Genomic DNA, 19448 nt, shown 5'->3' with positions numbered 1-19448 from the left:
ACCTCCCCCATCAGGGTATACATCCGGGACGACCCGGCGATAAGATGGGACACATCATGCGCACGACACGCGACCGCATCCGCCACGCAATCAGCTTCGAAATCATCGGACTCCTTCTAGTGATACCGCTTGGCGCACTGGGTTTTGGCATGCATGCCGCAGACATCGGTGTCGTGGCGGTTATCGCGTCCACGCTCGCGACACTTTGGAACTACGTCTACAATTTGATGTTCGACAAAGCGTTGATACGCTGGCGCGGCCAGGTATCGAAAACCGTGCCGCTACGTGTCCTTCACGCCGTGCTGTTCGAGGCGGGTCTGCTTCTTGCCACGCTGCCATTGTTGGCGTTTTATCTGAACATCAGCTTTGCGCAGGCCTTTATCATGGATGTGGCTTTCGTGGTCTTCTACTTGGTCTACGCCTTCGTTTTCAACTGGGTCTACGACGTCGTGTTCCCAATCCCTGAAACGGCCTAGACCGCCAGACCACACCGGCCCGCGAGATCAGTGAAATACTGCCAAGCCACCCGACCGGAGCGCCCGCCACGGGTTTGCTGCCATTCAATCGCCTCTGCGTGCAGAACGTCGTCATCAATCGCCACGTCATGTGCCGCGCAATATCCACGGATCATGTCGAGGTATTCGTCCTGCGTGCATGGGTGGAAGCCCAGCCATAGTCCGAAGCGATCCGACAGGGAGACCTTCTCCTCGGTCGCCTCGGAGGGGTTGATCGCCCCGCCCCGCTCGTTCTCGATCATGTCGCGCGGCATAAGGTGGCGGCGGTTGGAGGTGGCGTAGAAAATGACGTTCTCTGGCCGCCCCTCAATGCCGCCGTCCAGCACGGCCTTTAAGGATTTGTAGTGTTGGTCGTCATGGCTGAAACTCAGATCATCGCAGTACAGCACGAAGCGGTGCTCCGACGCGCGCAGGAGGTTCAGAAGTCGCCCGATGGAGGGTAGATCCTCGCGCTGCACCTCGACCAACTTCAACCCCAGGCCCGATGCCACGATGTCACTATGGACCGCCTTCACCAGCGATGACTTCCCCATCCCGCGAGAGCCCCAAAGCAATGCGTTATTGGCCGCGAAGCCCTTGGCGAATTGCACGGTGTTGGTGTGCAATGTGTCGCGCGCGCGCTCAATCCCGACAAGCAAGTCCAGCGCCACACCATTGACCTCAGCCACGGGGGCGAGGCGGTCCGGCTCCACATGCCACAAGAAGGCCGACGCGCTGTCGAAGTCAGGCGCGGGGCTTTCCGGCGGTGAAATGCGCTCCAGCGCAAGGGCGATGCGCAGCATCGGGTCGTCCATAACATCACTCATCTTAAGGGCCGCGATCTTCAGGATGGTGCTCACCGAAGTCGTCATCGTCGAGATCACCGGCGTCGTCCTCGTCGTCCCAAAGCCCCTCCTCACGAAGTTTCACTTCGCGGGTCTTCTCGACACGGGCGACAAGGAAAATAGACACTTCATACAAGCCATAGACCACGACGAACAAAATCAACTGGGTGGTCACGTCCGGCGGGGTCACGAGTGCAGCGACGACCAGAATGCCGATGACGGCGTATTTGCGCACGTCGCGCAGGCCTGCGGCCGTTGCCAAACCGGCTTTACCCATCAGCGTCAATAGAACCGGCAACTGAAAACACAGCCCGAAGGCCACGATCATTTTCAGCGTAATATCAAGGCTCTCGTTCACCTTACCATTGAAGACAATGTCGATCCCTGTCTCGCGAGTGGCTTGCGTCACCTCGCCAGAGGCGATCATAGCCGCGAAGAAGGACGGAAGGTCCGCGAAACCTAAGAAGAACTGCATGGCCAACGGCACCACGACGTAGTGGGCGAAGGATGCGCCCAGCAAGAACAGCATCGGAGACGCCACTAGGAAGGGCAAAAACGCGTTCTTTTCGTTCTTATACAAACCCGGCGCCACGAAGCGCCACAGTTGGTAGCCGATAACCGGAAAAGACACGAACAAGCCGCCGACCATGGAGATGCGGATCAACGTGAAAAAGTATTCCTGCGGCGCGGTGTATTGCATCACGGGGTTCGGGTTCCCCAAGGCGCGCATCGTGTTCTCGATCGGGACCAACAGGAAATCCAAGATTGCACTGCCGAAGGTGAAGCAGATGACCATCCCCACGAGGAATGCCAAAGCAGCGCGGATCACACGGGTGCGCAGCTCCGCAAGGTGTTCGATCAGCGGGGCGGAGCTGTCTTCAATATCGCTCTCGGCGCTCATGTATCAGCTTTCTTGGGTTTTGGTTTCGCGGCTGGCTTCACCTTGGGCTTAGCTACGGCTTTCGCCTTAGGGGCTGCCTTGGGTTTTGCGGCAGCTTTCGTCTTGGCAGGCGCTTTAGGCTTCGTAGCCTCCTTAGGAGTGGCCGTTTCAGCGGCTGCAGCCTCTTTGGCGATGCGCGTCTCTGCGGCCTTGTTCGTTGCGGCTTTGATCTTCGCGGCAGCTTCAGCGCGTTCCTTGGCCAGCTTTTTCGTCTCGGAGCCGTCAGGGAATTTATTGAAGTTCGTTGCTTCGCGGATCTTGTCGATCCCCATTTTCTTGGGGTTCGCAGCGGCTTTGACCGTGTTGGCGACATCTTTGACGCCAGCCTCATCGGCGGCGTCTTCCATCGCGCGGCTGAACTCGCGGGCCATGCGCTTGGCCTTGGCCGTGAATTGTCCCAACGTGCGGAACATTCCAGGCAGATCCTTTGGACCCACGACGATCAGGGCGACAAGCCCGATCACCAACAGCTCGGTCATACCGATGTCAAACATGGTGCGTGCCTCCGGCTCGCTTAATCGCCCTACTCACGAAAATCAGGCTTTGTCTTTTTCTTCTTCGGGGGTGACGTCTTTCACTGCAACGTCGGCCTCGTCGAGCTCTTTGGTGCTGTCATCGACGCCCTTTTTGAAAGCAGTGATGCCTTTGCCAACTTCGCCCATCAGGCCGGAAATTTTGCCACGACCGAAAAGCACCAGCACAACAACTGCAATCAGCAGCAGGCCTGGCAATCCAATATTGTTCAACATGAGTTAGTCTCCCTTGGTCGCGCATACGAAAATCGAGCGCGGATGCGTGTATCTATCTTCCTATCTAGGGCCTCGCACGGTTGGGGAAAAGGCGCAAAACGCCGCTGGTGCGGGGAAAACGCCACCAAATGCCGCGATGCTGCGCTTGCGCAAAGACTCCTGACAGGTTTATGTCAGTTGTGGGGTGCCACAAAGCTCATATCGAAACAGAATCATTCAAGGAGCTTCCCCATGACCCAGAACGCCCAACCGCAGGTTGCTGAAATCGTGACCTTCGCATTGAAGGATGGCACGGATGAGGGCGCATTTCTCGCGGTCCTTCGCGCCACCCAAAGCTGGGTCGACGATCTGCCAGGATTTCTAGGGCGGCACGTCACACGCGGACCGGATGGTCGCTGGACCGATCACATTTTGTGGGCGGACGCTGCCAGCGCGAAGAACGCGCAAACGAGCTTTAATCAACAGGATTTCGCGCCAGATATGGGCGAAGCGTTGAACCACGAAACGTTAGAGATGCGCCACGAGACCGTTTTTATGGCAGCCCCATGACCCACCAATGATGCGCCCATGAGAAGAACCGACCGCCTTTTCGATCTGATCCTGCTTCTTAGGGATGGTCGCCTGCACCGCGCCGAGGACTTGGCGCGGCAGCTTGAGGTGTCGGTGCGTACCGTTTATCGCGACATGGAAACGTTGCAGCTTTCCGGCGTACCCGTCGCAGGGGAGCGGGGCATGGGCTACATGATGACCGCCCCGATCACCCTGCCCCCGCTGAATTTGACACTCGTGGAGCTGGAAGCTTTGCACCTTGGCATGGCCATTGTGGGGGAAGTTGCGGATCAAGAGTTGCAACGCGCTGCGCAAAGCCTCTCTGCCAAGATCGACGCCGTGCTGCCTGAGGACCGAACCACCCCGCCCACAGGTTGGGGTTTCGCGGTCTACCCGTTCAAGGACGCAGCTGGGGGCTTCAGGTTCATGCCGCAGTTGCGCACTGCAATCCGGTCGCGCCAGAAGCTATCGATCACCTACGCCACCGCCGACGACACCCCCAGTGAGCGGATCATCCGGCCGCTACAGATGGAGTACTGGGGGCGGGTCTGGACTGTGTCCGCGTGGTGCGAGTTGCGTGGTGACTTCAGAATGTTTCGCGCCGACCGTATTCGCGCTCTCAAGCCTTTGGCAGAGTTGTTCGTTGAGGAGCGCGGAAAATCACTGGCAGACCTACATGCCCGGGAAACCTCCACCTAACCTATCGCCATTACATCCGTTTGTACCTTGATATCATGCGATAATCCTTGGACGGGCCAACAACGCGCCAAACGGCTTCCCACTCCGGCCACGCGGTAAAATCGTAGCTGACATGATAGAAATCGGGATCGCACTGGTGATCATCATCGGGCATAGAGCGGTCAAGCGCGATGACATGAAACGGGCTGCCGTCTTCAAATGCGACGGCAATCTTGGACGCATGCTCCCCCTCAAACCCGCGCCATATGTAGCGACGGGTGGCGATCATGCTGGGCTGTTGCCCGTAGACAAGCTCGCCTTCCTCTTCGTACTGCAACTCCAGCGGCGCACTCGGGGTAAACGTAGCAATCCCTGACAAGCGCCCTTCGACGTCGTTGCGGCGGTCTTTGATGATACGGGTGAGTTGCCACTCACCCTCAAATTGGTTCAATCCCTTGAGCATGCGATCCTCTTACACCTCATGATTGGCGATTTTGTTAATGCCACTGCTGGCATCTCCGGTGACTTCTGCGTGCCTAGCGGCGCGGCGTTACAACTAAGTATAGCACAAAATACGCGGGACGGTCAGCGACGCCCTGTCTCAGGGCACCATCTGCGGTTGTTCCTTGCGCTACGTCAGTTTAAGACCGCCGCACCTGCCACATAAATTTTGAAAGCGCTAGACATGATCCCTCGCTATTCCCGCCCCGAGATGGTTGCCATCTGGTCACCTGAGACCAAGTTCCGCATCTGGTACGAGATCGAGGCCCATGCCTGCGACGCGATGGCCAAAATCGGCGTGATCCCCGCCGAGAATGCCGCCGCCGTCTGGAAAGCCAAAAACGTTGAATTCAACGTCGCGCGCATTGACGAAATCGAAGCAGTCACCAAGCACGACGTCATCGCATTTCTCACGCATCTGGCCGAGATCATTGGCAACGACGAAGCCCGTTTCGTTCATCAGGGCCTCACCTCCTCCGACGTATTAGACACCACGTTCAACGTGCAACTGGTGCGCGCGGCGGATTTGCTGCTGGCGCAAATGGACAAACTCTTGGCCGCACTGAAGACCCGCGCGCTGGAGCACAAGATGACAGTGCGCATCGGCCGCTCCCACGGGATCCACGCGGAGCCAACGACCATGGGCCTGACCTTCGCGCGCTTCTATGCTGAAATGGACCGTAACAAGCGTCGCCTGGAAGTCGCCCGTGAAGAAATCGCGACTGGGGCCATTTCTGGCGCTGTCGGTACCTTTGCCAATATCGATCCGTCCGTGGAAGAGCATGTTTGTGAGCAACTCGGCCTGAAGCCGGAGCCTGTCAGCACCCAAGTCATCCCGCGCGACCGCCACGCCGCATTCTTCGCAGCACTCGGCGTTGTTGGCTCCTCGATTGAAAACATCTCTACCGAGATTCGCCACATGCAGCGCACCGAAGTACTGGAAGCCGAAGAGTTCTTCTCCAAGGGGCAAAAAGGTTCCTCCGCGATGCCACACAAGCGCAACCCTGTGCTGACAGAAAACCTGACTGGCCTCGCCCGTCTGGTCCGCATGGCGGTTGTCCCTGCGATGGAGAACGTAGCCCTGTGGCATGAGCGCGACATCTCCCACTCCTCCGTGGAGCGCAACATCGGGCCGGACACCACCATCACGCTCGACTTCGCACTGGCACGCCTGACAGGTGTGATCGAGAAACTGGTGATCTACCCTGACAACATGTTGGCCAACATGAATAAATTCCGTGGCTTGGTCATGTCGCAACGTGTTTTGCTGGCCCTGACACAAGCGGGCGTGTCGCGCGAAGACAGCTACAAGCTGGTGCAGCGCAACGCGATGAAGGTTTGGGAAGAAGGCAAGGACTTCAAAACCGAACTTTTGGCCGACGCAGACGTGTTGAAAGCCCTGTCGGCAGACGAAATTGAGGAAAAATTCGACCTCGGCTACCACACCAAGCACGTCGATACGATCTTCAAACGCGTCTTCGGCTAAGCCCGCCGAACCTGAAAGACATCGGACAAACGCCCGCCAAATGTGCGGGCGTTTTTGGTTTTAGGCCAACCTGTGCTATCCTTGCGGCGTATTGCTCAACAGGAGGTACGCTCAAATGAAAATCTATCTGACAGCTTTGGCCTTGGCACTATCGCCGACAGTCGCCGCCGCAGAGTGCGTGTATGGCCAACACAAACAGGCCGCAACGTGTCAGGCTGGCGCCACATGGGATGCCGATAAAGGTATCTGCGTCGCACAGCCCACGGGTTAGAGACGCCCAATGATCCAAATTTTGCGTATTTGAATTAATACGCGATCAATCACCGTGGCGACTGTTACCATCCGTTAAGATCACCCGCCTCTATTGGACCTTGCGAAGTGAATAGAGGGATGGGATTGCCATGAACATGGTTGCACAACCGCGTGGGGGCGCGGGCTTTGGAATTGGGGGCAAGATCGCCACGACGGCGTTCGCCTTCGATGGGTCCGACACCCCTATCAAATTGAACGGCGCCCAGAAGGCCGCCGTCATCGTGCAGATGATCCTGCATTCAGGCGGCGCGATACCGCTATCCGTCATGTCGGAAGCCACTCAGGTCCATCTTGCGCGCGTCTACGCCTCCATGGGGCCCATCAATAAAGCCACGGTCGCCAAGGTACTGACCGAATTCGCGGCGCATCTGGACGCGCACGGGCTTAGCTTTCCAGTCGACACGTCGGCGGCACTGGACGCGCTTGAAGGCAACCTGAGCGACAGCTTGCTGGAACGCATGCGCCAAATACATAGCCCGACCCTCCCCAAAAATACGTGGGAACTGATCGCGGACCTCCCACCAGAGGAGCTTGCGCAGCGGGTCGCGGCCGAAAGCCCCCGTGTCGGGGCCATCATCCTTTCAAAACTGCCAGCTTCCGCATCAAGCGATGTGATGGAGATTCTAGAGATTGAAACGGCAAACGCCGTGACATTCGCTATATCTGAGACCAGTGCAGTGACCACCGACACGGTAGACATTGTAGCGCAAACCATTTTGGACAGCGACGGGGCCAACAGCGATGGCGGCGCTTTCACCGCCAAGCCCGTCGCGCGCGCAGCCTCCTTGCTTAACGCCGCCGGATCGGCGCAGCGCGATGCCGTGCTGGACGCTTTGGACGCGCTCGACACCGTCTTTGCCGCACAGGTGCGCAAGGCAATCTTTACCTTCGCCGACATCCTGACCCGTCTCAAACCGACGGACATACCGGCCATCATTCGCGTGTTGCCAGGCGAGGAGCTGAACGCAGCACTGAAGGCCGGCATGGCGGAACATTCCGCTGTTGTGGAGTTCATTCTAGAGAACCTGTCCAAACGTATGGCCGATGCGATCCGCGAGGAGCTTGAGGAATTGCCGACGCCCACCGGCAAGATTGCAGAGACAGCCATGGGCAAGCTTACCGCCGCTATCCGCCAGCTAGAGGAAAGCGGAGACATCATGTTGCTAGTGGTAGAGGAAGAGGATGCCACTTGAAACGCGAAAGGGCGGCCCGACCGGACCGCCCTTCCCTAGTTTTACGTGCAGCGTGGTTTAATGCGCAATCGCGCTCGAAGAGGAGCTGCCTTTAGCCGCGAGTGCTGCTGCGGCGGCTTCTTCAGCTGCCTCATCCCACTCAATCGCTTCAGGTTCTTCGATCAGGGCCAGCTTTAACACCTCCGAGACGTGGCGCACGGGAATGATCTTCAGGCCCGCTTTCACGTTCTCAGGGATATCCGGCAGATCTTTCTCGTTCTCTGCAGGGATCAGCACAGTCTTGATGCCACCACGTAGCGCCGCCAGCAGCTTCTCTTTCAAGCCGCCGATTGGCATTGCGTTCCCGCGCAAGGAGACCTCACCGGTCATGGCGATGTCTTTGCGCACTGGAATTTTAGTCAGCACGGACACGATTGACGTCACCATGGCCAAACCTGCTGACGGGCCGTCCTTCGGGGTTGCCCCGTCCGGGACGTGAACGTGGATGTCGATCTTGTCGAAGGTCGGGGGTTTGACCCCGATCGACGGCGAGATGGAGCGCACGTAAGACGACGCTGCATCAATCGATTCCTTCATCACATCACCCAGCTTACCGGTGGTTTTCATCCGACCCTTGCCCGGCAGGCGCAGCGCTTCGATCGACAGCAGCTCGCCACCGACTGACGTGTAAGCCAGTCCCGTGACAACACCAATCTGGTCGTCCTGCTCAGCCAACCCGTAGCGGTACTTCTTGACGCCAAGGTAGTCGTCGAGATTTTCCGGCGTGATCTTGATGGACGTTTCCGCCTTGCGCACGATCTTTGTGACCGCCTTACGCGCCAACTTGCCGATTTCACGCTCCAAATTTCGAACGCCCGCCTCACGTGTGTACGTGCGGATCATCTCCTGAAGCGCCTCATCAGTCAGCTCGAACTCACCTTTTTTGAGACCGTGGTTTTTGACCTGCTTGGCAATCAAATGCTGCTTCGCAATCTCGGCCTTCTCATCCTCGGTATACCCAGCAAGCGGAATGATCTCCATCCGGTCAAGAAGCGGCCCCGGCATGTTGTAGCTGTTCGCCGTGGTCAGGAACATTACGTTGGACAGGTCGTATTCCACCTCAAGATAGTGGTCGACGAACGTGCCGTTTTGCTCCGGATCAAGCACCTCAAGCATGGCAGACGCGGGGTCGCCACGGAAGTCTTGCCCCATCTTGTCGATCTCATCGAGCAAGATAAGCGGGTTTGTGGTTTTCGCCTTCTTCAACGCCTGAATGATCTTACCCGGCATGGATCCGATGTAGGTCCGACGGTGACCACGGATCTCGGATTCGTCGCGCACACCCCCGAGGGAGATGCGAATGAACTCACGGCCAGTGGCCTTCGCCACGGATTTCCCAAGCGACGTCTTACCCACGCCCGGAGGCCCCACAAGGCACATGATAGGGCCTTTGAGCTTCTTGGACCGTTGCTGAACAGCGAGGTACTCAACGATACGTTCTTTAACCTTTTCAAGGCCGTAGTGATCATCATCCAAGATCGCCTCAGCCTTCGCCAAGTCTTTCTTGACGCGAGACGTGACGCCCCACGGGATACCCAAAATCCAATCCAGGTAGTTGCGCACAACGGTGGCTTCGGCGGACATCGGGCTCATGTTCTTGAGCTTTTTGACCTCGGCGTCGACCTTCTCTTTGGCCTCTTTTGACAGTTTGGTTTTCGCGATTTTCGCTTCAAGCTCAGCGACCTCGTTTTGGCCCTCTTCACCGTCGCCAAGTTCCTTCTGAATGGCTTTCATCTGCTCATTCAGATAGTACTCGCGCTGCGTGCGCTCCATCTGGTTTTTAACGCGGGATTTGATCTTCTTCTCGACCTGCAAAACGGACATCTCGCCCTGCATTAGCCCGTAGACTTTCTCGAGGCGATCAGCCACGGAGAGCGTCTCCAGAAGTTCCTGTTTTTGGTGCACTTCAACACCCAAATGCCCGCCCACCAGATCGGCAAGCTTGTCCGCCGCGTCAGTGTCCGCGACAGAGGCCAACGCCTCTTCAGGAATGTTCTTTTTGACTTTTGCGTAGCGCTCGAACTCTTCGCCGACAGTGCGGGTCAGCGCCTGAACCGTTGCTTCGTCACCCACGGTTTCTTCAAGCTCAACAGCGCGCGCTTCAAAGAAGCTTTCGTTTTCAACGTATTCCACGATTTTCACGCGGGAACGACCTTCGACGAGGACCTTCACAGTCCCGTCAGGCAGTTTCAGAAGCTGCAAGACGTTGGCGAGCACACCGACTTCGTAGATGCCGTCGGCCGACGGATCATCCTCGGAGGGGTCCATCTGGCTCGACAGAAGGATTTGCTTGTCGTCTTTCATCACCTCTTCCAAGGCGCGCACGGATTTGTCTCGGCCCACGAACAGCGGCACGATCATATGCGGAAACACCACAATGTCGCGCAGCGGCAGAACTGGGAAAGAAAGGGTCGTTTGCTCGGTCATCATTTTTTCCTTTTTGGCAAGATCGCCATGGCCCCACATTTGCAGCAACCGTTGGGCAATCTCCGGTATCGGACTCAGAAGTGGGGCCGCCCCACACCTCTTTCAACCTTACACCGTTTTGGTTGACGCCAGTGTGAACGTGCCACGCAACGGATACAAGCGGATCAGCACGTAATTTTGGTTCGTATCACTCAAAAAGTAGCCTTTGGAAACGCAAAATCCAGCCTCACTCATGCCCCAATGCCTCGGCACAAAGGAAAGATAATAAGTGACCCAACTGTTACAGGCCGATCTTGATGCTTGCACTTTTCCTAAGACACTACCGCCGCTTCGCCATGTTTTCCGGCGGCGTCGCTCTCTTTGTCATGACAGAGTTGTCGCTCTCGGGCGCGGGCCTGTCGATGGCGAGCTACGTGGGCGCGTTTGCGGTAACGGCGATGCTCTTGGCACTGCTCGCCGCTGGCGTTTACATAATCGCGCCCCAGTGGCGCGGACTGCTGGAAATTACCGGCATGGCAGCATTGATAACCGCAGCATTTTTGTATTTTAGCGCGCCGACGCTGAGTAGCTTTTGGCTTTGGGCTGTCGGGATAGCGTTCTGGAGCTTGCTATCAATGGCGATTGGCGCGGCTTTAAACGGTAGGGTGTCGCAAAAAATCGGGTCAGAGACGACATGGCGTGATCGCCACTCCGGTCACATCTCCTACCCTGCCCGTTTGGTTTGGCGTCACGTCGTGCCCGGCGCCGCAGAGCCGGGCGACCACTGCACCGGCATGATGGCGCACTACGACGAAGATGACGAAGACCCCGACACCGTGCACGTCACGTTTAAAGGCCGCAAAGACCGCGCGGCACAATACACGCTCACGTTTCTAGAGCGCGATTTCCCATCTTCCTGCCGCTTCTTCTTCCAAGGCACAGAGGCGGACGGCACGGTCGTTGACGGCATATTCTCCCTTCGCTGCACAGTTTTAGACCGCGACAGCTGCTTCATATCCTTCGTGGAAGAACGCGCGGGCCTAAAAATAGGTAGCCTTGTGGAGCGTTGGTTCGACGACGCACTAGGCTATCAATATGACAAGCTGATTGAGATCCTCGATAAGCGTTACAGTGAGACCTACGGCATCCGAAAGCCAAGCTTGGTGGGCGCAGAGTAGCACCGCGCCCAATACCCACTATGGCGCAGCTGGCCCAAATTCTGTATGTCCTCGCGCCATGACAACACTGAACTACCAAATCGACGAAACGGAATTCATGCACGCCGCCCGTGCTTATTGGTCTTACAAGGGCATTGGTGATTTCGGGAATTGGGTGATCGTCGCCCTCCTGCTCATCACCGGTACAAGCATCCTTATTTGGGGCATGGCTATCGGCTGGCTCTGCATCGCAGCGGCGGCGATTTTCGCGGCACTCACAGTTTTGCGAAACATTTTTTGGCGGCGACGCTACCGCAGGATGGTCAAATACAGCGCCCCGATCACGGCAACGTTCTCAGCCGACAACGTCGAGACACGGTCCGCTGAAGGTCAGTCAACTGTGCCGTGGAGCATTTTCACCAAATACGCCGAAACGCCGGATTATTTTTTCCTCATGATGCCGCTGCGTGGCCTGTCGATCATCCCGAAACGCGCGTGTGAGGACGACTTCCAGCTAGAAGCCCTTCGCGAAGTTATCACCGCCAACCTGCCGCGCGCGAAGATGCGCTGGACCTGAATACTAAACCGGTTCTATGTCGCCCAGCGCCCGTGTCTCATGAAATGTCTTCACAAATCCCGCCAGATCAGCGCGTGCGATAGCACCGCGCAAGCCTGCCATCAGCTCTTGATAGTAGTGCAGATTGTGCCAAGTCACCAACATGGATGAGATCATCTCGTGGGACTTGAAGACGTGATGAAGGTAGGCGCGCGAGTACTGCGCACAGCACGGGCATGTGCACGCCTCATCTAGCGGCCGCGGATCGTCGGTGTGCCGCGCGTTCTTAATGTTCACCACGCCGCGCCGTGTGAACGCTTGCCCCGTCCGACCGGACCGCGACGGCAAGACACAATCGAACATGTCGATACCACGCTCCACCGCGCCGACGATGTCATCAGGCTTACCCACCCCCATGAGGTAGCGCGGCTTATCGGTCGGCAGTTGATCCGGCGCGTAGTCCAAGCAAGCGAACATGGACTCCTGCCCCTCGCCCACAGCAAGACCACCGACGGCGTAGCCCTCAAACCCGATGTCTGTCAGCGCCTTGGCGCTCTCTTCGCGGAAGTCCTGCTCCAGCCCGCCTTGCTGAATGCCGAACAACGCATGGCCGGGGCGGTCCCCGAAGGCTTCGCGAGAGCGTGCCGCCCAACGCATGGAAAGCTGCATGCTCTCCTCTATACGCGCGCGGTCGGCAGGCAGTGCGGGGCATTCGTCGAAACACATGACGATGTCCGACCCCAGCAGCTTTTGGATTTCCATCGACCGCTCTGGTGTCAGCACATGCTTGGACCCGTCGATATGGGATTTGAACGTCACACCCTCTTCGGTCAGCTTGCGCAACTCGGCGAGGCTCATCACTTGGAAACCACCGCTGTCCGTCAGGATCGGACGATCCCAGTTCATGAATTTATGCAGACCGCCCAACCGCGCAATGCGCTCGGCCGTCGGACGCAGCATCAGATGATAAGTATTGCCCAGCAAAATGTCGGCACCTGTCGCGCGGACACTTTCGGGCATCATCGCTTTTACGGTCGCGGCTGTTCCGACCGGCATGAAGGCCGGCGTCCGGATTTCGCCGCGCGGGGTGGAAATAACGCCGGTGCGGGCCTTACCGTCTGTGGCATGAAGGTCAAACTGAAATCTTTGTGTCATGCGGTTGGCTTTAGGGGTAAAAGCGAGTTCTGCGCAAGGGAGACAGCGGAAAATGAACATCGATTCCACGCTAAAACTCGGTTGGGAAGAATGGCTGGGGCTGCCGGACCTGTCATTGCCCGCCATCAAGGCCAAGGTCGACACGGGCGCTAAAACATCTGCGCTGCACGCCTTCGACATCGAAGCCTTCGGGTCTGCCGCAAAACCCAACGTCCGTTTTGCCGTGCACCCGATCCCGGGCAATACATCGCTGATCATCACTTGCTCCGCGCCGATCATCGACCGCCGCGACGTTATTTCCTCCAACGGCGAGTCGGAGTTGCGCTACGTCATCGAAACCACGATCGCCGTTGGCGGACAAAGCTGGCCCATTGAGGTGACCCTAACGGATCGCGGGTCGATGGCTTACCGCATGTTGCTGGGGCGCCAAGCCTTGCGCGAAAACGCCGTCGTGGCCCCAGCGGAGCAGTTCTGCCAGCCAGAGCTCAACTATGATGTCTACACTGCATCCAAGCTGCGCACTGTAACCAAGGCCCGCGCGTTGCGCATCGCAGTCTTATCCCGTGAGCAAACCAATTACTCCACCGCCAAGCTCGTGTCCGAAGGCGAGTCCCGTGGTCACGTTGTCGAGGTAATCGATACAACCCGTTGCTACATGGCGATCAACGCCAAAGCCCCTGAGATTTACTACGACGGAAAGCGTTTGCCCCGCTTTGACGCTGTCATCCCGCGCATTGGTGCGTCCATCACCACCTACGGCTGTTCCGTCCTGCGCCAGTTCGAAACCTTGGGCACCTACTGCGTGAACGGGTCGGAGGGCATCGCCGCATCGCGGGACAAATTGCATGCGCATCAGGTTCTGGCTCGCCACCGTATCGGAATGCCAACCACGGCTTTTGCGGCTTCCCCGAAAGACACCAAGAACCTGATGGATCTGGTTGGCACTGCCCCGCTTATCGTGAAGCTTCTGGAATCCACCCAAGGCAAAGGGGTTGTTCTAGCGGAAACCAAGAAGGCCGCCGAAAGCGTAATTGACGCCTTCCGCGGGTTGAAGGCAAACTTTCTGGTGCAGGACTTCGTAAAAGAGGCCGCAGGAGAGGATATTCGCTGTCTGGTGATCGGCGGCAAAGTGGTCGCCGCGATGAAACGGACATCGGACGGGGACGACTTCAGATCGAACCTGCACAGGGGCGGCACCGCAGCTGTCACGCGCATCAGCAAGGAAGAACGCGACGTGGCGACCCGCGCCGCAAAGGCCTTCAAACTGGGCGTCGCGGGCGTGGACCTGCTCCGCTCCTCTGAAGGGCCGAAGGTGCTTGAGGTCAACTCCTCCCCCGGACTTGAGGGCATTGAGAAAGCATCACACAAGAACATTGCCGCGATGCTGTTCGACCAAATTGAAATGCGGGTTCGCCCTGAGCCACTGAAAAAGGTACGTAAGAAACCGAAATGATCCGCCGCGCTTTCATTGCTGCTCTGATGTCTGCCGCCGCCCTCCCCGCGCATGGGCAGTCGGCGCGCTATGAATTGGACAACTCCCTGCGAGAGCGCGCCAAATGGCGCAGTTTCGGCAATAAGGACTGGATCACAGGCGATCCGGTAGAGCGCGCACGCTCCGGCCGCACCCGCGTTACGACGTATGAGTTAACCCATGTTGCCGGCAACACGCCCGTCGCGCGCCTGAAATCGCTGATCGCCTTGGCAGAAGCGGGCCCAAAAGGCTACGACGCGGTACATGTCGGGGCCAGGACGAAAACACCAAAGCCCCCTACCCAGCTCAGCCTTGGACAGATACTGGCATGGATCAAGCGCACCCCTGGACAGCCCCATGCGATTGGGCGCTATCAGTTCATCCCGTCCACACTAAGAGTACTTATCAGACGCGCGGGTCTGCCCGCCAACACGCGCTTCTCTCCCCAGGTACAAGACGTGTTTGCCGATCTGCTGCTCGCGGATGCAGGGCTCCAAAAGTTTCAATCCGGCCACATGTCTCGCAAACGGTTTATGAACAATTTGGCCAAAATTTGGGCCGGCCTGCCGACCTCATCAGGCAAAAGCCACTACGATGGATATGCTGGCAACCGAGCAACGTTGACACGGGCGTATTTTGACGCCCGAATGCGCGAGTTCTTCCCGTCATAATAAAGGCTGCGACCCTATCACCACATAATAAAGGCTGCGACCCTATCACCACAAAATCGTGCATCTGCAGCACTGGACGATGCCGCGGCCAATCCTTATATCTTTACTCAACTATCCCTTATGGATGCTGAGCACGAATATGAACCAGCCAACTGAACACCTCGAAGGCGCGCCGCTGATTAAGCCGTCCTCAACCAATCACCCCCTCTATGACAGCGTCGTAGAGGCGTGTCGGTCAGTCTATGACCCTGAAATACCTGTGAATATCTATGATTTGGGTCTCATTTATACGATCGAGATCACGGACCAAAACGAAGTGTCAATCATCATGACGCTAACGGCCCCAGGCTGCCCTGTTGCCGGTGAGATGCCCGGCTGGTTGGCTGAAGCCGTGGAGCCGCTCGCGGGCGTCAAACAAGTCGACGTTGATATCACGTGGGATCCGCCGTGGGGCATGGAAATGATGTCCGACGAGGCACGTCTGGAATTGGGGTTCATGTAATGTTTTCTATACCCGGCAAACAAGCCGTCTCAATCACCGATAAGGCCGCAAGCCAGATCGCAAAACTGATGGAGCGCGACGGGCATAAGGCATTGAAAATAGGCGTCAAAAAGGGCGGCTGCGCTGGCATGGAATACACCATGGACTACGTGGACGAAGTGGCCCCGAATGACGAGGTGGTAGAGCAGAATGGCGCCCGCGTCATCATCGCGCCTATGGCGCAGATGTTTTTGTTCGGCACGGAAATCGACTACGAAACCAGCCTGCTCGAAAGCGGCTTCAAGTTCAACAACCCGAACGTCTCCGAAGCGTGCGGGTGCGGCGAGTCGATTAAGTTCGACGAAAGCCTGTTTCAAAAGTGAGCGTGAGCGAGGCGGATATCGCCTTCGCTCGCGAACTTTTCGCCGACATCCCAAACGTAACAACTCGCAAAATGATGGGTGGGCTTTGCCTGTATTCCGACGGGCAAATTTTTGCTTTACTCTATTCCGACGGACAGATGTTTATTAAGGCAGTGGGCGAATTTGTTGCTGAAATTGAAGCCCTTGGCGGAACGCGCTGGACCTACACCCGCAAGGACGGCAAAGTGACGTCTATGCCCTACTGGTCGCTTCCCGACCAGTTTCTTGACGACCCATCCGAGGCCAGCGCATTTGCATCACGCGCCTTGGAGCACCTCTAAAGGACAGAAATTTATGCGCCGCAAACTTGCCGCCGGTAACTGGAAAATGAACGGGCTGTCCGCCCAACTGGCCGAAGTCGAGGCCCTTTGCGCGGCCCATCCCACCCCTGGTGTCGACATCTTGATTGCCCCACCGGCCACATTGATCACACCGATGGTCGTGACCGCATCCACGCATCCGTTAGCCGTAGCTGGACAAGACTGCCACGCGGCGCAAAACGGTGCACACACGGGCGACATTTCGGCGGCCATGCTCAAAGACGCAGGCGCGTCGCACGTGATCCTTGGCCATTCGGAACGCCGCGAAGATCACAACGAGAGCGATGACGACGTTCGCGCCAAAGCGCGCGCCGCCTTGGCAGCGGGGTTGAAAGTCGTCATCTGCATTGGTGAGACCTTGGAAGAACGCGAAGCGGCCAACACGTTAGATATCCTCGCGGGTCAACTCGCGGGCTCCCTACCCGACGTTCTGACGGGTGAAAACACGGTTATCGCCTATGAACCAATTTGGGCAATCGGTACCGGAAAGGTTCCAACTCTCGGCCAGATCGGCGAGGTGCATGACTTCATCCGCACCAAGCTGGAAACCCGCTACGGTGAGGGCGTCGCGCGCTCCATGCGCTTGCTTTATGGTGGCTCGGTAAAGCCGTCGAACGCATCCGATATCTTCGCAGTGTCGAATGTCGACGGCGCACTGGTTGGCGGGGCTTCGCTAAAGGCGGAGGATTTTTCCGGCATCATCAAGGCCTTGGAAGACGCCGTATAAAATGCAGCACGTCTCACAGGCGCCGACCGATCCCGCGCTAAACCAAGACCCCTACCCGTTCTACAACCGCATTCGCCCGCTTGGAGATTTGGTCTGGTGGGAAGACTACAACATGCCCGTCGCGGGGTCCCACGCGGTGGTCTCATCGCTGCTGCGGGATCGCCGCTTTGGTCGCGAAAATCCGTTTCCGCCGGAAATTCCTGCACACCAAGCACCTTTCTACGCGGTGGAGGCCCACTCCATGCTGGAACTGGAGCCCCCGCGCCATACCCGTTTGCGTGGCTTAGTGCTGCGTGCGTTTACATCGCGCCGCATCAAAGAACTCGCCCCTGAAATAGAAGCCTTAAGCCATAGCCTTATTGATGATTTTCCGGACGCGCCCTTTGATCTTTTAACCGAGTTTGCGCAAAAGCTACCTGTCATCATCATTGCGCGCCTTCTAGGCGTCCCCGAGGACAAAGCGCCCGATCTGCTGCGTTGGTCGAACGCGATGGTCCGCATGTATATGGCGGCGCGCACCCGTGCGGACGAGGATGCGGCCGCGCTGGCCGCGACCGAATTCTCGGATTACCTACGCAGCTACGTGGAAGCCCGCCGCGCAAAGCCCGCCGACGATTTGATCACCAACCTCATTGCAGCTGAGGAAGACGGTGAACGCCTGTCCACGGAAGAATTGATAACGACCTGCATCTTGTTGCTAAATGCGGGGCATGAGGCCACGGTTCACTCATTGGGCAACGGTGTTAAGACGGCGCTGCTCACCGGTCTGCGCCCTGAGAACCCAGACACCTTTGCGGAGGAAGTACTGCGGTTCGATCCGCCACTGCATATGTTCACCAGATTTGCGACGGACGACATTGAGGCATTTGGCCATCAGTTTAAGAAGGGCGATCAGGTTGGCCTGCTGCTGGGTGCTGCCAACCGTGACCCGCTTGTCTATCCTGCGCCGGACAGTTTCGACCCAGACCGTGCGATGCCAGCACACACCAGCTTTGGCGCGGGGCTGCATTTCTGTGTAGGAGCACCCTTAGCGCGGTTGGAGCTGTCGATCGCGCTGAAGGCACTGTTCGCGCGTTGCCCCAATCTAGCACTCGCGGAGCAACCGGAATATGCGACCAGCTACCATTTCCACGGCCTCACGCGGTTGATGGTTACCCGCTAGGGGGCCTCATGCGGCAAAAAAGTAGCGCCGCGCAGCGGCTCAGTCAGATCAAGCTGGGAAGACGAAGCAACGGTCGCGGCGCATGGTTAGCCATAGAGTTGTGCCCTCTTGAGGCAGGAACACCGCCGGAACCGTGGCCTTCAAGCTAGAGCCGTCGAAGTCCATGCGAAACTCCACCAAACTTTCGCGCCCCATAAACCGCGCGCGTTGAACCGTTGCGCGCGCAGGGGTGCCGTCTTGCGGTGTCGGGTTTGGTCCTTGCCCCTGCCGGTCAAAGTCGATCTTCAGGTGTTGCGGGCGAATAATGATCTCTACATCGCCGCCGTCCGGGTGCCCGGGGGTCAGGAATTGACCGAACGGCGTCTCGGTCAAAGCACCTTTAGATTTACCGCGTATCACATTGATATCACTAAAAAAACCTGCAGCGGCCTTATCTACAGGTGCGTTATAGATGTTGTAAGGATTGCCTTGTTGCACAATCCGCCCGCCCCGCATCAACGCGATTTCATCGGCCATGCGCATCGCCTCATGCGGCTCATGTGTGACCAGCAAAACCGCTGTTCCTTCTTCTTTCAGGACAGACAGGGTTTGATCACGAATACCGTCGCGCAGCCTGTCATCAAGGCCGGAAAACGGCTCGTCCATCAGCATGATTTTGGGGCGCGGTGCCAAGGCTCGCGCCAAAGCCACGCGCTGCTGCTCCCCGCCCGATAACTCGTGCGGATACATGGCATCAAAGCCGCTTAGGCCCACGCGCTCGAGTAACTCCATCACTCGATGGGTCGTCTCTGATTTACTGCCCGTCAGCCCGAACGCCACGTTTTGCGCAACGCTTAAGTGCGGGAACAGCGCGAAATCTTGAAACATCAGGCCGATGGATCGCCCCTCCGGTGGCACGCGGATACCGTCTCCGCAAATCAAGGTGCCGTCGACCCACAACTCGCCGCTGGTTTGGCGCTCTACCCCCGCGACAATCCGCAAGGTCGTAGATTTACCACAACCTGATGGCCCCAAAAGGCAGGTCACTTGCCCCGGTGCGACGCTCAGTGACAGATCAGTGACCACCTGCCGGCCTGCAAAATCTTTGCAGATATTCTTCAACTCAAGTCGTGGGGTCACGTTGTTTGCCGCCTC

At 57.7% G+C, this 19448-nt stretch carries 23 protein-coding genes; 15 read left to right on the top strand and 8 right to left on the bottom strand.

From position 1 onward, the window contains the following. The first annotated feature begins 56 nt into the window (after nucleotides 1–56). Complete coding sequence (locus BLW66_RS02295; RefSeq protein WP_089944416.1) at nucleotides 57–476, top strand: PACE efflux transporter; 420 nt, start codon at nucleotides 57–59, stop codon at nucleotides 474–476. On the opposite strand, the gene BLW66_RS02290 is transcribed toward BLW66_RS02295, so the two are convergent. From BLW66_RS02290 to BLW66_RS02275, 4 genes are read right to left on the bottom strand one after another with little or no spacing between them, the layout of a single operon-like run. Then, nucleotides 473–1309, bottom strand: coding sequence for an ATP-binding protein (locus BLW66_RS02290; RefSeq protein ID WP_089945633.1), 837 nt, complete (start codon nucleotides 1307–1309; stop codon nucleotides 473–475). The genes BLW66_RS02295 and BLW66_RS02290 overlap by 4 nt on opposite strands. A 13-nt stretch (nucleotides 1310–1322) precedes the next feature. Then, the gene (tatC, locus tag BLW66_RS02285; RefSeq protein ID WP_089944413.1) at nucleotides 1323–2240 is read right to left on the bottom strand and encodes a twin-arginine translocase subunit TatC; all 918 of its coding nucleotides are present in this window, start codon (nucleotides 2238–2240) and stop codon (nucleotides 1323–1325) included. After that, the gene (gene tatB, locus BLW66_RS02280; RefSeq protein WP_089944410.1) at nucleotides 2237–2773 is read right to left on the bottom strand and encodes a Sec-independent protein translocase protein TatB; all 537 of its coding nucleotides are present in this window, start codon (nucleotides 2771–2773) and stop codon (nucleotides 2237–2239) included. Before tatB ends, tatC begins: the two co-directional genes overlap by 4 nt. A 42-nt stretch (nucleotides 2774–2815) precedes the next feature. Further along, complete coding sequence (locus BLW66_RS02275) at nucleotides 2816–3028, bottom strand: twin-arginine translocase TatA/TatE family subunit (RefSeq protein ID WP_089944407.1); 213 nt, start codon at nucleotides 3026–3028, stop codon at nucleotides 2816–2818. Nucleotides 3029–3259: 231 nt separating this feature from the next. Between BLW66_RS02275 and BLW66_RS02270 the strand changes: the two genes are divergently transcribed. Together BLW66_RS02270 and BLW66_RS02265 are read left to right on the top strand one after the other, a co-directional pair. Further along, entirely contained in the window at nucleotides 3260–3577 is a 318-nt protein-coding gene (locus tag BLW66_RS02270) for an antibiotic biosynthesis monooxygenase family protein (RefSeq protein ID WP_089944404.1), read from the top strand. An 18-nt stretch (nucleotides 3578–3595) separates the two neighbouring features. Beyond that, nucleotides 3596–4276, top strand: coding sequence for a helix-turn-helix transcriptional regulator (locus BLW66_RS02265; protein ID WP_089944401.1), 681 nt, complete (start codon nucleotides 3596–3598; stop codon nucleotides 4274–4276). Between the two features lie 10 nt (nucleotides 4277–4286). Here the strand turns inward: BLW66_RS02265 and BLW66_RS02260 are convergent, their stop codons facing one another. Beyond that, nucleotides 4287–4718, bottom strand: a complete 432-nt coding sequence (locus BLW66_RS02260) for a DUF6314 family protein (protein ID WP_089944396.1) — start codon at nucleotides 4716–4718, stop codon at nucleotides 4287–4289. Between the two features lie 222 nt (nucleotides 4719–4940). On the opposite strand from BLW66_RS02260, the gene purB reads away from it, so the two are divergent. The 3 genes from purB to BLW66_RS02250 all read left to right on the top strand — a co-directional run bounded on the left by purB (nucleotide 4941) and on the right by BLW66_RS02250 (nucleotide 7747). Beyond that, on the top strand, nucleotides 4941–6242 hold the full coding sequence (gene purB / locus BLW66_RS02255; protein ID WP_089944393.1) for an adenylosuccinate lyase: 1302 nt from the start codon (nucleotides 4941–4943) through the stop codon (nucleotides 6240–6242). 115 nt (nucleotides 6243–6357) lie between these two features. After that, on the top strand, nucleotides 6358–6513 hold the full coding sequence (locus BLW66_RS17835) for a hypothetical protein (RefSeq protein WP_170833369.1): 156 nt from the start codon (nucleotides 6358–6360) through the stop codon (nucleotides 6511–6513). A gap of 136 nt (nucleotides 6514–6649) precedes the next feature. Continuing rightward, entirely contained in the window at nucleotides 6650–7747 is a 1098-nt protein-coding gene (locus BLW66_RS02250) for a FliG C-terminal domain-containing protein (protein ID WP_170833368.1), read from the top strand. Nucleotides 7748–7804: 57 nt separating this feature from the next. On the opposite strand, the gene lon is transcribed toward BLW66_RS02250, so the two are convergent. After that, nucleotides 7805–10216: an endopeptidase La gene (gene lon, locus BLW66_RS02245; protein WP_170833367.1), complete on the bottom strand. Its 2412-nt coding sequence runs from the start codon at nucleotides 10214–10216 to the stop codon at nucleotides 7805–7807. A gap of 293 nt (nucleotides 10217–10509) precedes the next feature. Here lon and BLW66_RS02240 point away from each other — a divergent pair, with 293 nt between their 5' ends. Beyond that, complete coding sequence (locus tag BLW66_RS02240) at nucleotides 10510–11370, top strand: hypothetical protein (protein ID WP_089944386.1); 861 nt, start codon at nucleotides 10510–10512, stop codon at nucleotides 11368–11370. 58 nt (nucleotides 11371–11428) lie between these two features. Then, entirely contained in the window at nucleotides 11429–11926 is a 498-nt protein-coding gene (locus BLW66_RS02235) for a YcxB family protein (protein ID WP_089944383.1), read from the top strand. Nucleotides 11927–11929: 3 nt separating this feature from the next. Here BLW66_RS02235 and tgt read toward each other — a convergent pair whose 3' ends face one another. Next, a complete protein-coding gene (gene tgt / locus BLW66_RS02230; protein ID WP_089944380.1) occupies nucleotides 11930–13060 on the bottom strand; it encodes a tRNA guanosine(34) transglycosylase Tgt in 1131 nt (376 codons plus the stop codon). A gap of 52 nt (nucleotides 13061–13112) precedes the next feature. Here tgt and rimK point away from each other — a divergent pair, with 52 nt between their 5' ends. The 7 genes from rimK (at nucleotide 13113) to BLW66_RS02195 (ending at nucleotide 18314) form a co-directional block, all read left to right on the top strand. Further along, nucleotides 13113–14513: a 30S ribosomal protein S6--L-glutamate ligase gene (gene rimK, locus BLW66_RS02225; RefSeq protein ID WP_089944377.1), complete on the top strand. Its 1401-nt coding sequence runs from the start codon at nucleotides 13113–13115 to the stop codon at nucleotides 14511–14513. Next, the gene (locus tag BLW66_RS02220) at nucleotides 14510–15202 is read left to right on the top strand and encodes a lysozyme family protein (protein ID WP_089944372.1); all 693 of its coding nucleotides are present in this window, start codon (nucleotides 14510–14512) and stop codon (nucleotides 15200–15202) included. The genes rimK and BLW66_RS02220 overlap by 4 nt, the downstream gene beginning before the upstream one ends. Nucleotides 15203–15341: 139 nt before the next feature. Then, nucleotides 15342–15704 carry an SUF system Fe-S cluster assembly protein gene (locus BLW66_RS02215; protein WP_089944368.1) on the top strand — a complete coding sequence of 121 codons (363 nt, stop codon included), beginning with the start codon at nucleotides 15342–15344 and terminating at the stop codon, nucleotides 15702–15704. Further along, entirely contained in the window at nucleotides 15704–16066 is a 363-nt protein-coding gene (locus BLW66_RS02210; protein ID WP_089944365.1) for a HesB/IscA family protein, read from the top strand. The genes BLW66_RS02215 and BLW66_RS02210 overlap by 1 nt, the downstream gene beginning before the upstream one ends. A gap of 2 nt (nucleotides 16067–16068) precedes the next feature. Continuing rightward, nucleotides 16069–16386, top strand: coding sequence for a TfoX/Sxy family protein (locus BLW66_RS02205; protein WP_342027809.1), 318 nt, complete (start codon nucleotides 16069–16071; stop codon nucleotides 16384–16386). Between the two features lie 13 nt (nucleotides 16387–16399). Beyond that, nucleotides 16400–17152, top strand: a complete 753-nt coding sequence (gene tpiA / locus BLW66_RS02200) for a triose-phosphate isomerase (RefSeq protein ID WP_089944359.1) — start codon at nucleotides 16400–16402, stop codon at nucleotides 17150–17152. 1 nt (nucleotide 17153) lies between these two features. Next, nucleotides 17154–18314: a cytochrome P450 gene (locus BLW66_RS02195; protein WP_089944330.1), complete on the top strand. Its 1161-nt coding sequence runs from the start codon at nucleotides 17154–17156 to the stop codon at nucleotides 18312–18314. Nucleotides 18315–18362: 48 nt separating this feature from the next. On the opposite strand, the gene BLW66_RS02190 is transcribed toward BLW66_RS02195, so the two are convergent. Continuing rightward, entirely contained in the window at nucleotides 18363–19433 is a 1071-nt protein-coding gene (locus BLW66_RS02190; protein WP_089944327.1) for an ABC transporter ATP-binding protein, read from the bottom strand. Nucleotides 19434–19448 lie beyond the last annotated feature (15 nt).

This window comes from Litoreibacter albidus, from assembly GCF_900107015.1.
Lineage (GTDB): Bacteria > Pseudomonadota > Alphaproteobacteria > Rhodobacterales > Rhodobacteraceae > Litoreibacter > Litoreibacter albidus.
This window is presented reverse-complemented; position numbering and strand designations above follow the sequence as displayed.

What these genes read in the sequence shown, in the direction of transcription:
- BLW66_RS02295 (WP_089944416.1), top strand. Translation starts at nt 57, where the DNA reads ATGCGCACGACACGCGACCGCATCCGCCACGCAATCAGCTTCGAAATC.
- BLW66_RS02290 (WP_089945633.1), bottom strand. Translation starts at nt 1,309, where the DNA reads ATGGACGACCCGATGCTGCGCATCGCCCTTGCGCTGGAGCGCATTTCA.
- tatC (WP_089944413.1), bottom strand. Translation starts at nt 2,240, where the DNA reads ATGAGCGCCGAGAGCGATATTGAAGACAGCTCCGCCCCGCTGATCGAA.
- tatB (WP_089944410.1), bottom strand. Translation starts at nt 2,773, where the DNA reads ATGTTTGACATCGGTATGACCGAGCTGTTGGTGATCGGGCTTGTCGCC.
- BLW66_RS02275 (WP_089944407.1), bottom strand. Translation starts at nt 3,028, where the DNA reads ATGTTGAACAATATTGGATTGCCAGGCCTGCTGCTGATTGCAGTTGTT.
- BLW66_RS02270 (WP_089944404.1), top strand. Translation starts at nt 3,260, where the DNA reads ATGACCCAGAACGCCCAACCGCAGGTTGCTGAAATCGTGACCTTCGCA.
- BLW66_RS02265 (WP_089944401.1), top strand. Translation starts at nt 3,596, where the DNA reads ATGAGAAGAACCGACCGCCTTTTCGATCTGATCCTGCTTCTTAGGGAT.
- BLW66_RS02260 (WP_089944396.1), bottom strand. Translation starts at nt 4,718, where the DNA reads ATGCTCAAGGGATTGAACCAATTTGAGGGTGAGTGGCAACTCACCCGT.
- purB (WP_089944393.1), top strand. Translation starts at nt 4,941, where the DNA reads ATGATCCCTCGCTATTCCCGCCCCGAGATGGTTGCCATCTGGTCACCT.
- BLW66_RS17835 (WP_170833369.1), top strand. Translation starts at nt 6,358, where the DNA reads ATGAAAATCTATCTGACAGCTTTGGCCTTGGCACTATCGCCGACAGTC.
- BLW66_RS02250 (WP_170833368.1), top strand. Translation starts at nt 6,650, where the DNA reads ATGGTTGCACAACCGCGTGGGGGCGCGGGCTTTGGAATTGGGGGCAAG.
- lon (WP_170833367.1), bottom strand. Translation starts at nt 10,216, where the DNA reads ATGATGACCGAGCAAACGACCCTTTCTTTCCCAGTTCTGCCGCTGCGC.
- BLW66_RS02240 (WP_089944386.1), top strand. Translation starts at nt 10,510, where the DNA reads ATGCTTGCACTTTTCCTAAGACACTACCGCCGCTTCGCCATGTTTTCC.
- BLW66_RS02235 (WP_089944383.1), top strand. Translation starts at nt 11,429, where the DNA reads ATGACAACACTGAACTACCAAATCGACGAAACGGAATTCATGCACGCC.
- tgt (WP_089944380.1), bottom strand. Translation starts at nt 13,060, where the DNA reads ATGACACAAAGATTTCAGTTTGACCTTCATGCCACAGACGGTAAGGCC.
- rimK (WP_089944377.1), top strand. Translation starts at nt 13,113, where the DNA reads ATGAACATCGATTCCACGCTAAAACTCGGTTGGGAAGAATGGCTGGGG.
- BLW66_RS02220 (WP_089944372.1), top strand. Translation starts at nt 14,510, where the DNA reads ATGATCCGCCGCGCTTTCATTGCTGCTCTGATGTCTGCCGCCGCCCTC.
- BLW66_RS02215 (WP_089944368.1), top strand. Translation starts at nt 15,342, where the DNA reads ATGAACCAGCCAACTGAACACCTCGAAGGCGCGCCGCTGATTAAGCCG.
- BLW66_RS02210 (WP_089944365.1), top strand. Translation starts at nt 15,704, where the DNA reads ATGTTTTCTATACCCGGCAAACAAGCCGTCTCAATCACCGATAAGGCC.
- tpiA (WP_089944359.1), top strand. Translation starts at nt 16,400, where the DNA reads ATGCGCCGCAAACTTGCCGCCGGTAACTGGAAAATGAACGGGCTGTCC.
- BLW66_RS02195 (WP_089944330.1), top strand. Translation starts at nt 17,154, where the DNA reads ATGCAGCACGTCTCACAGGCGCCGACCGATCCCGCGCTAAACCAAGAC.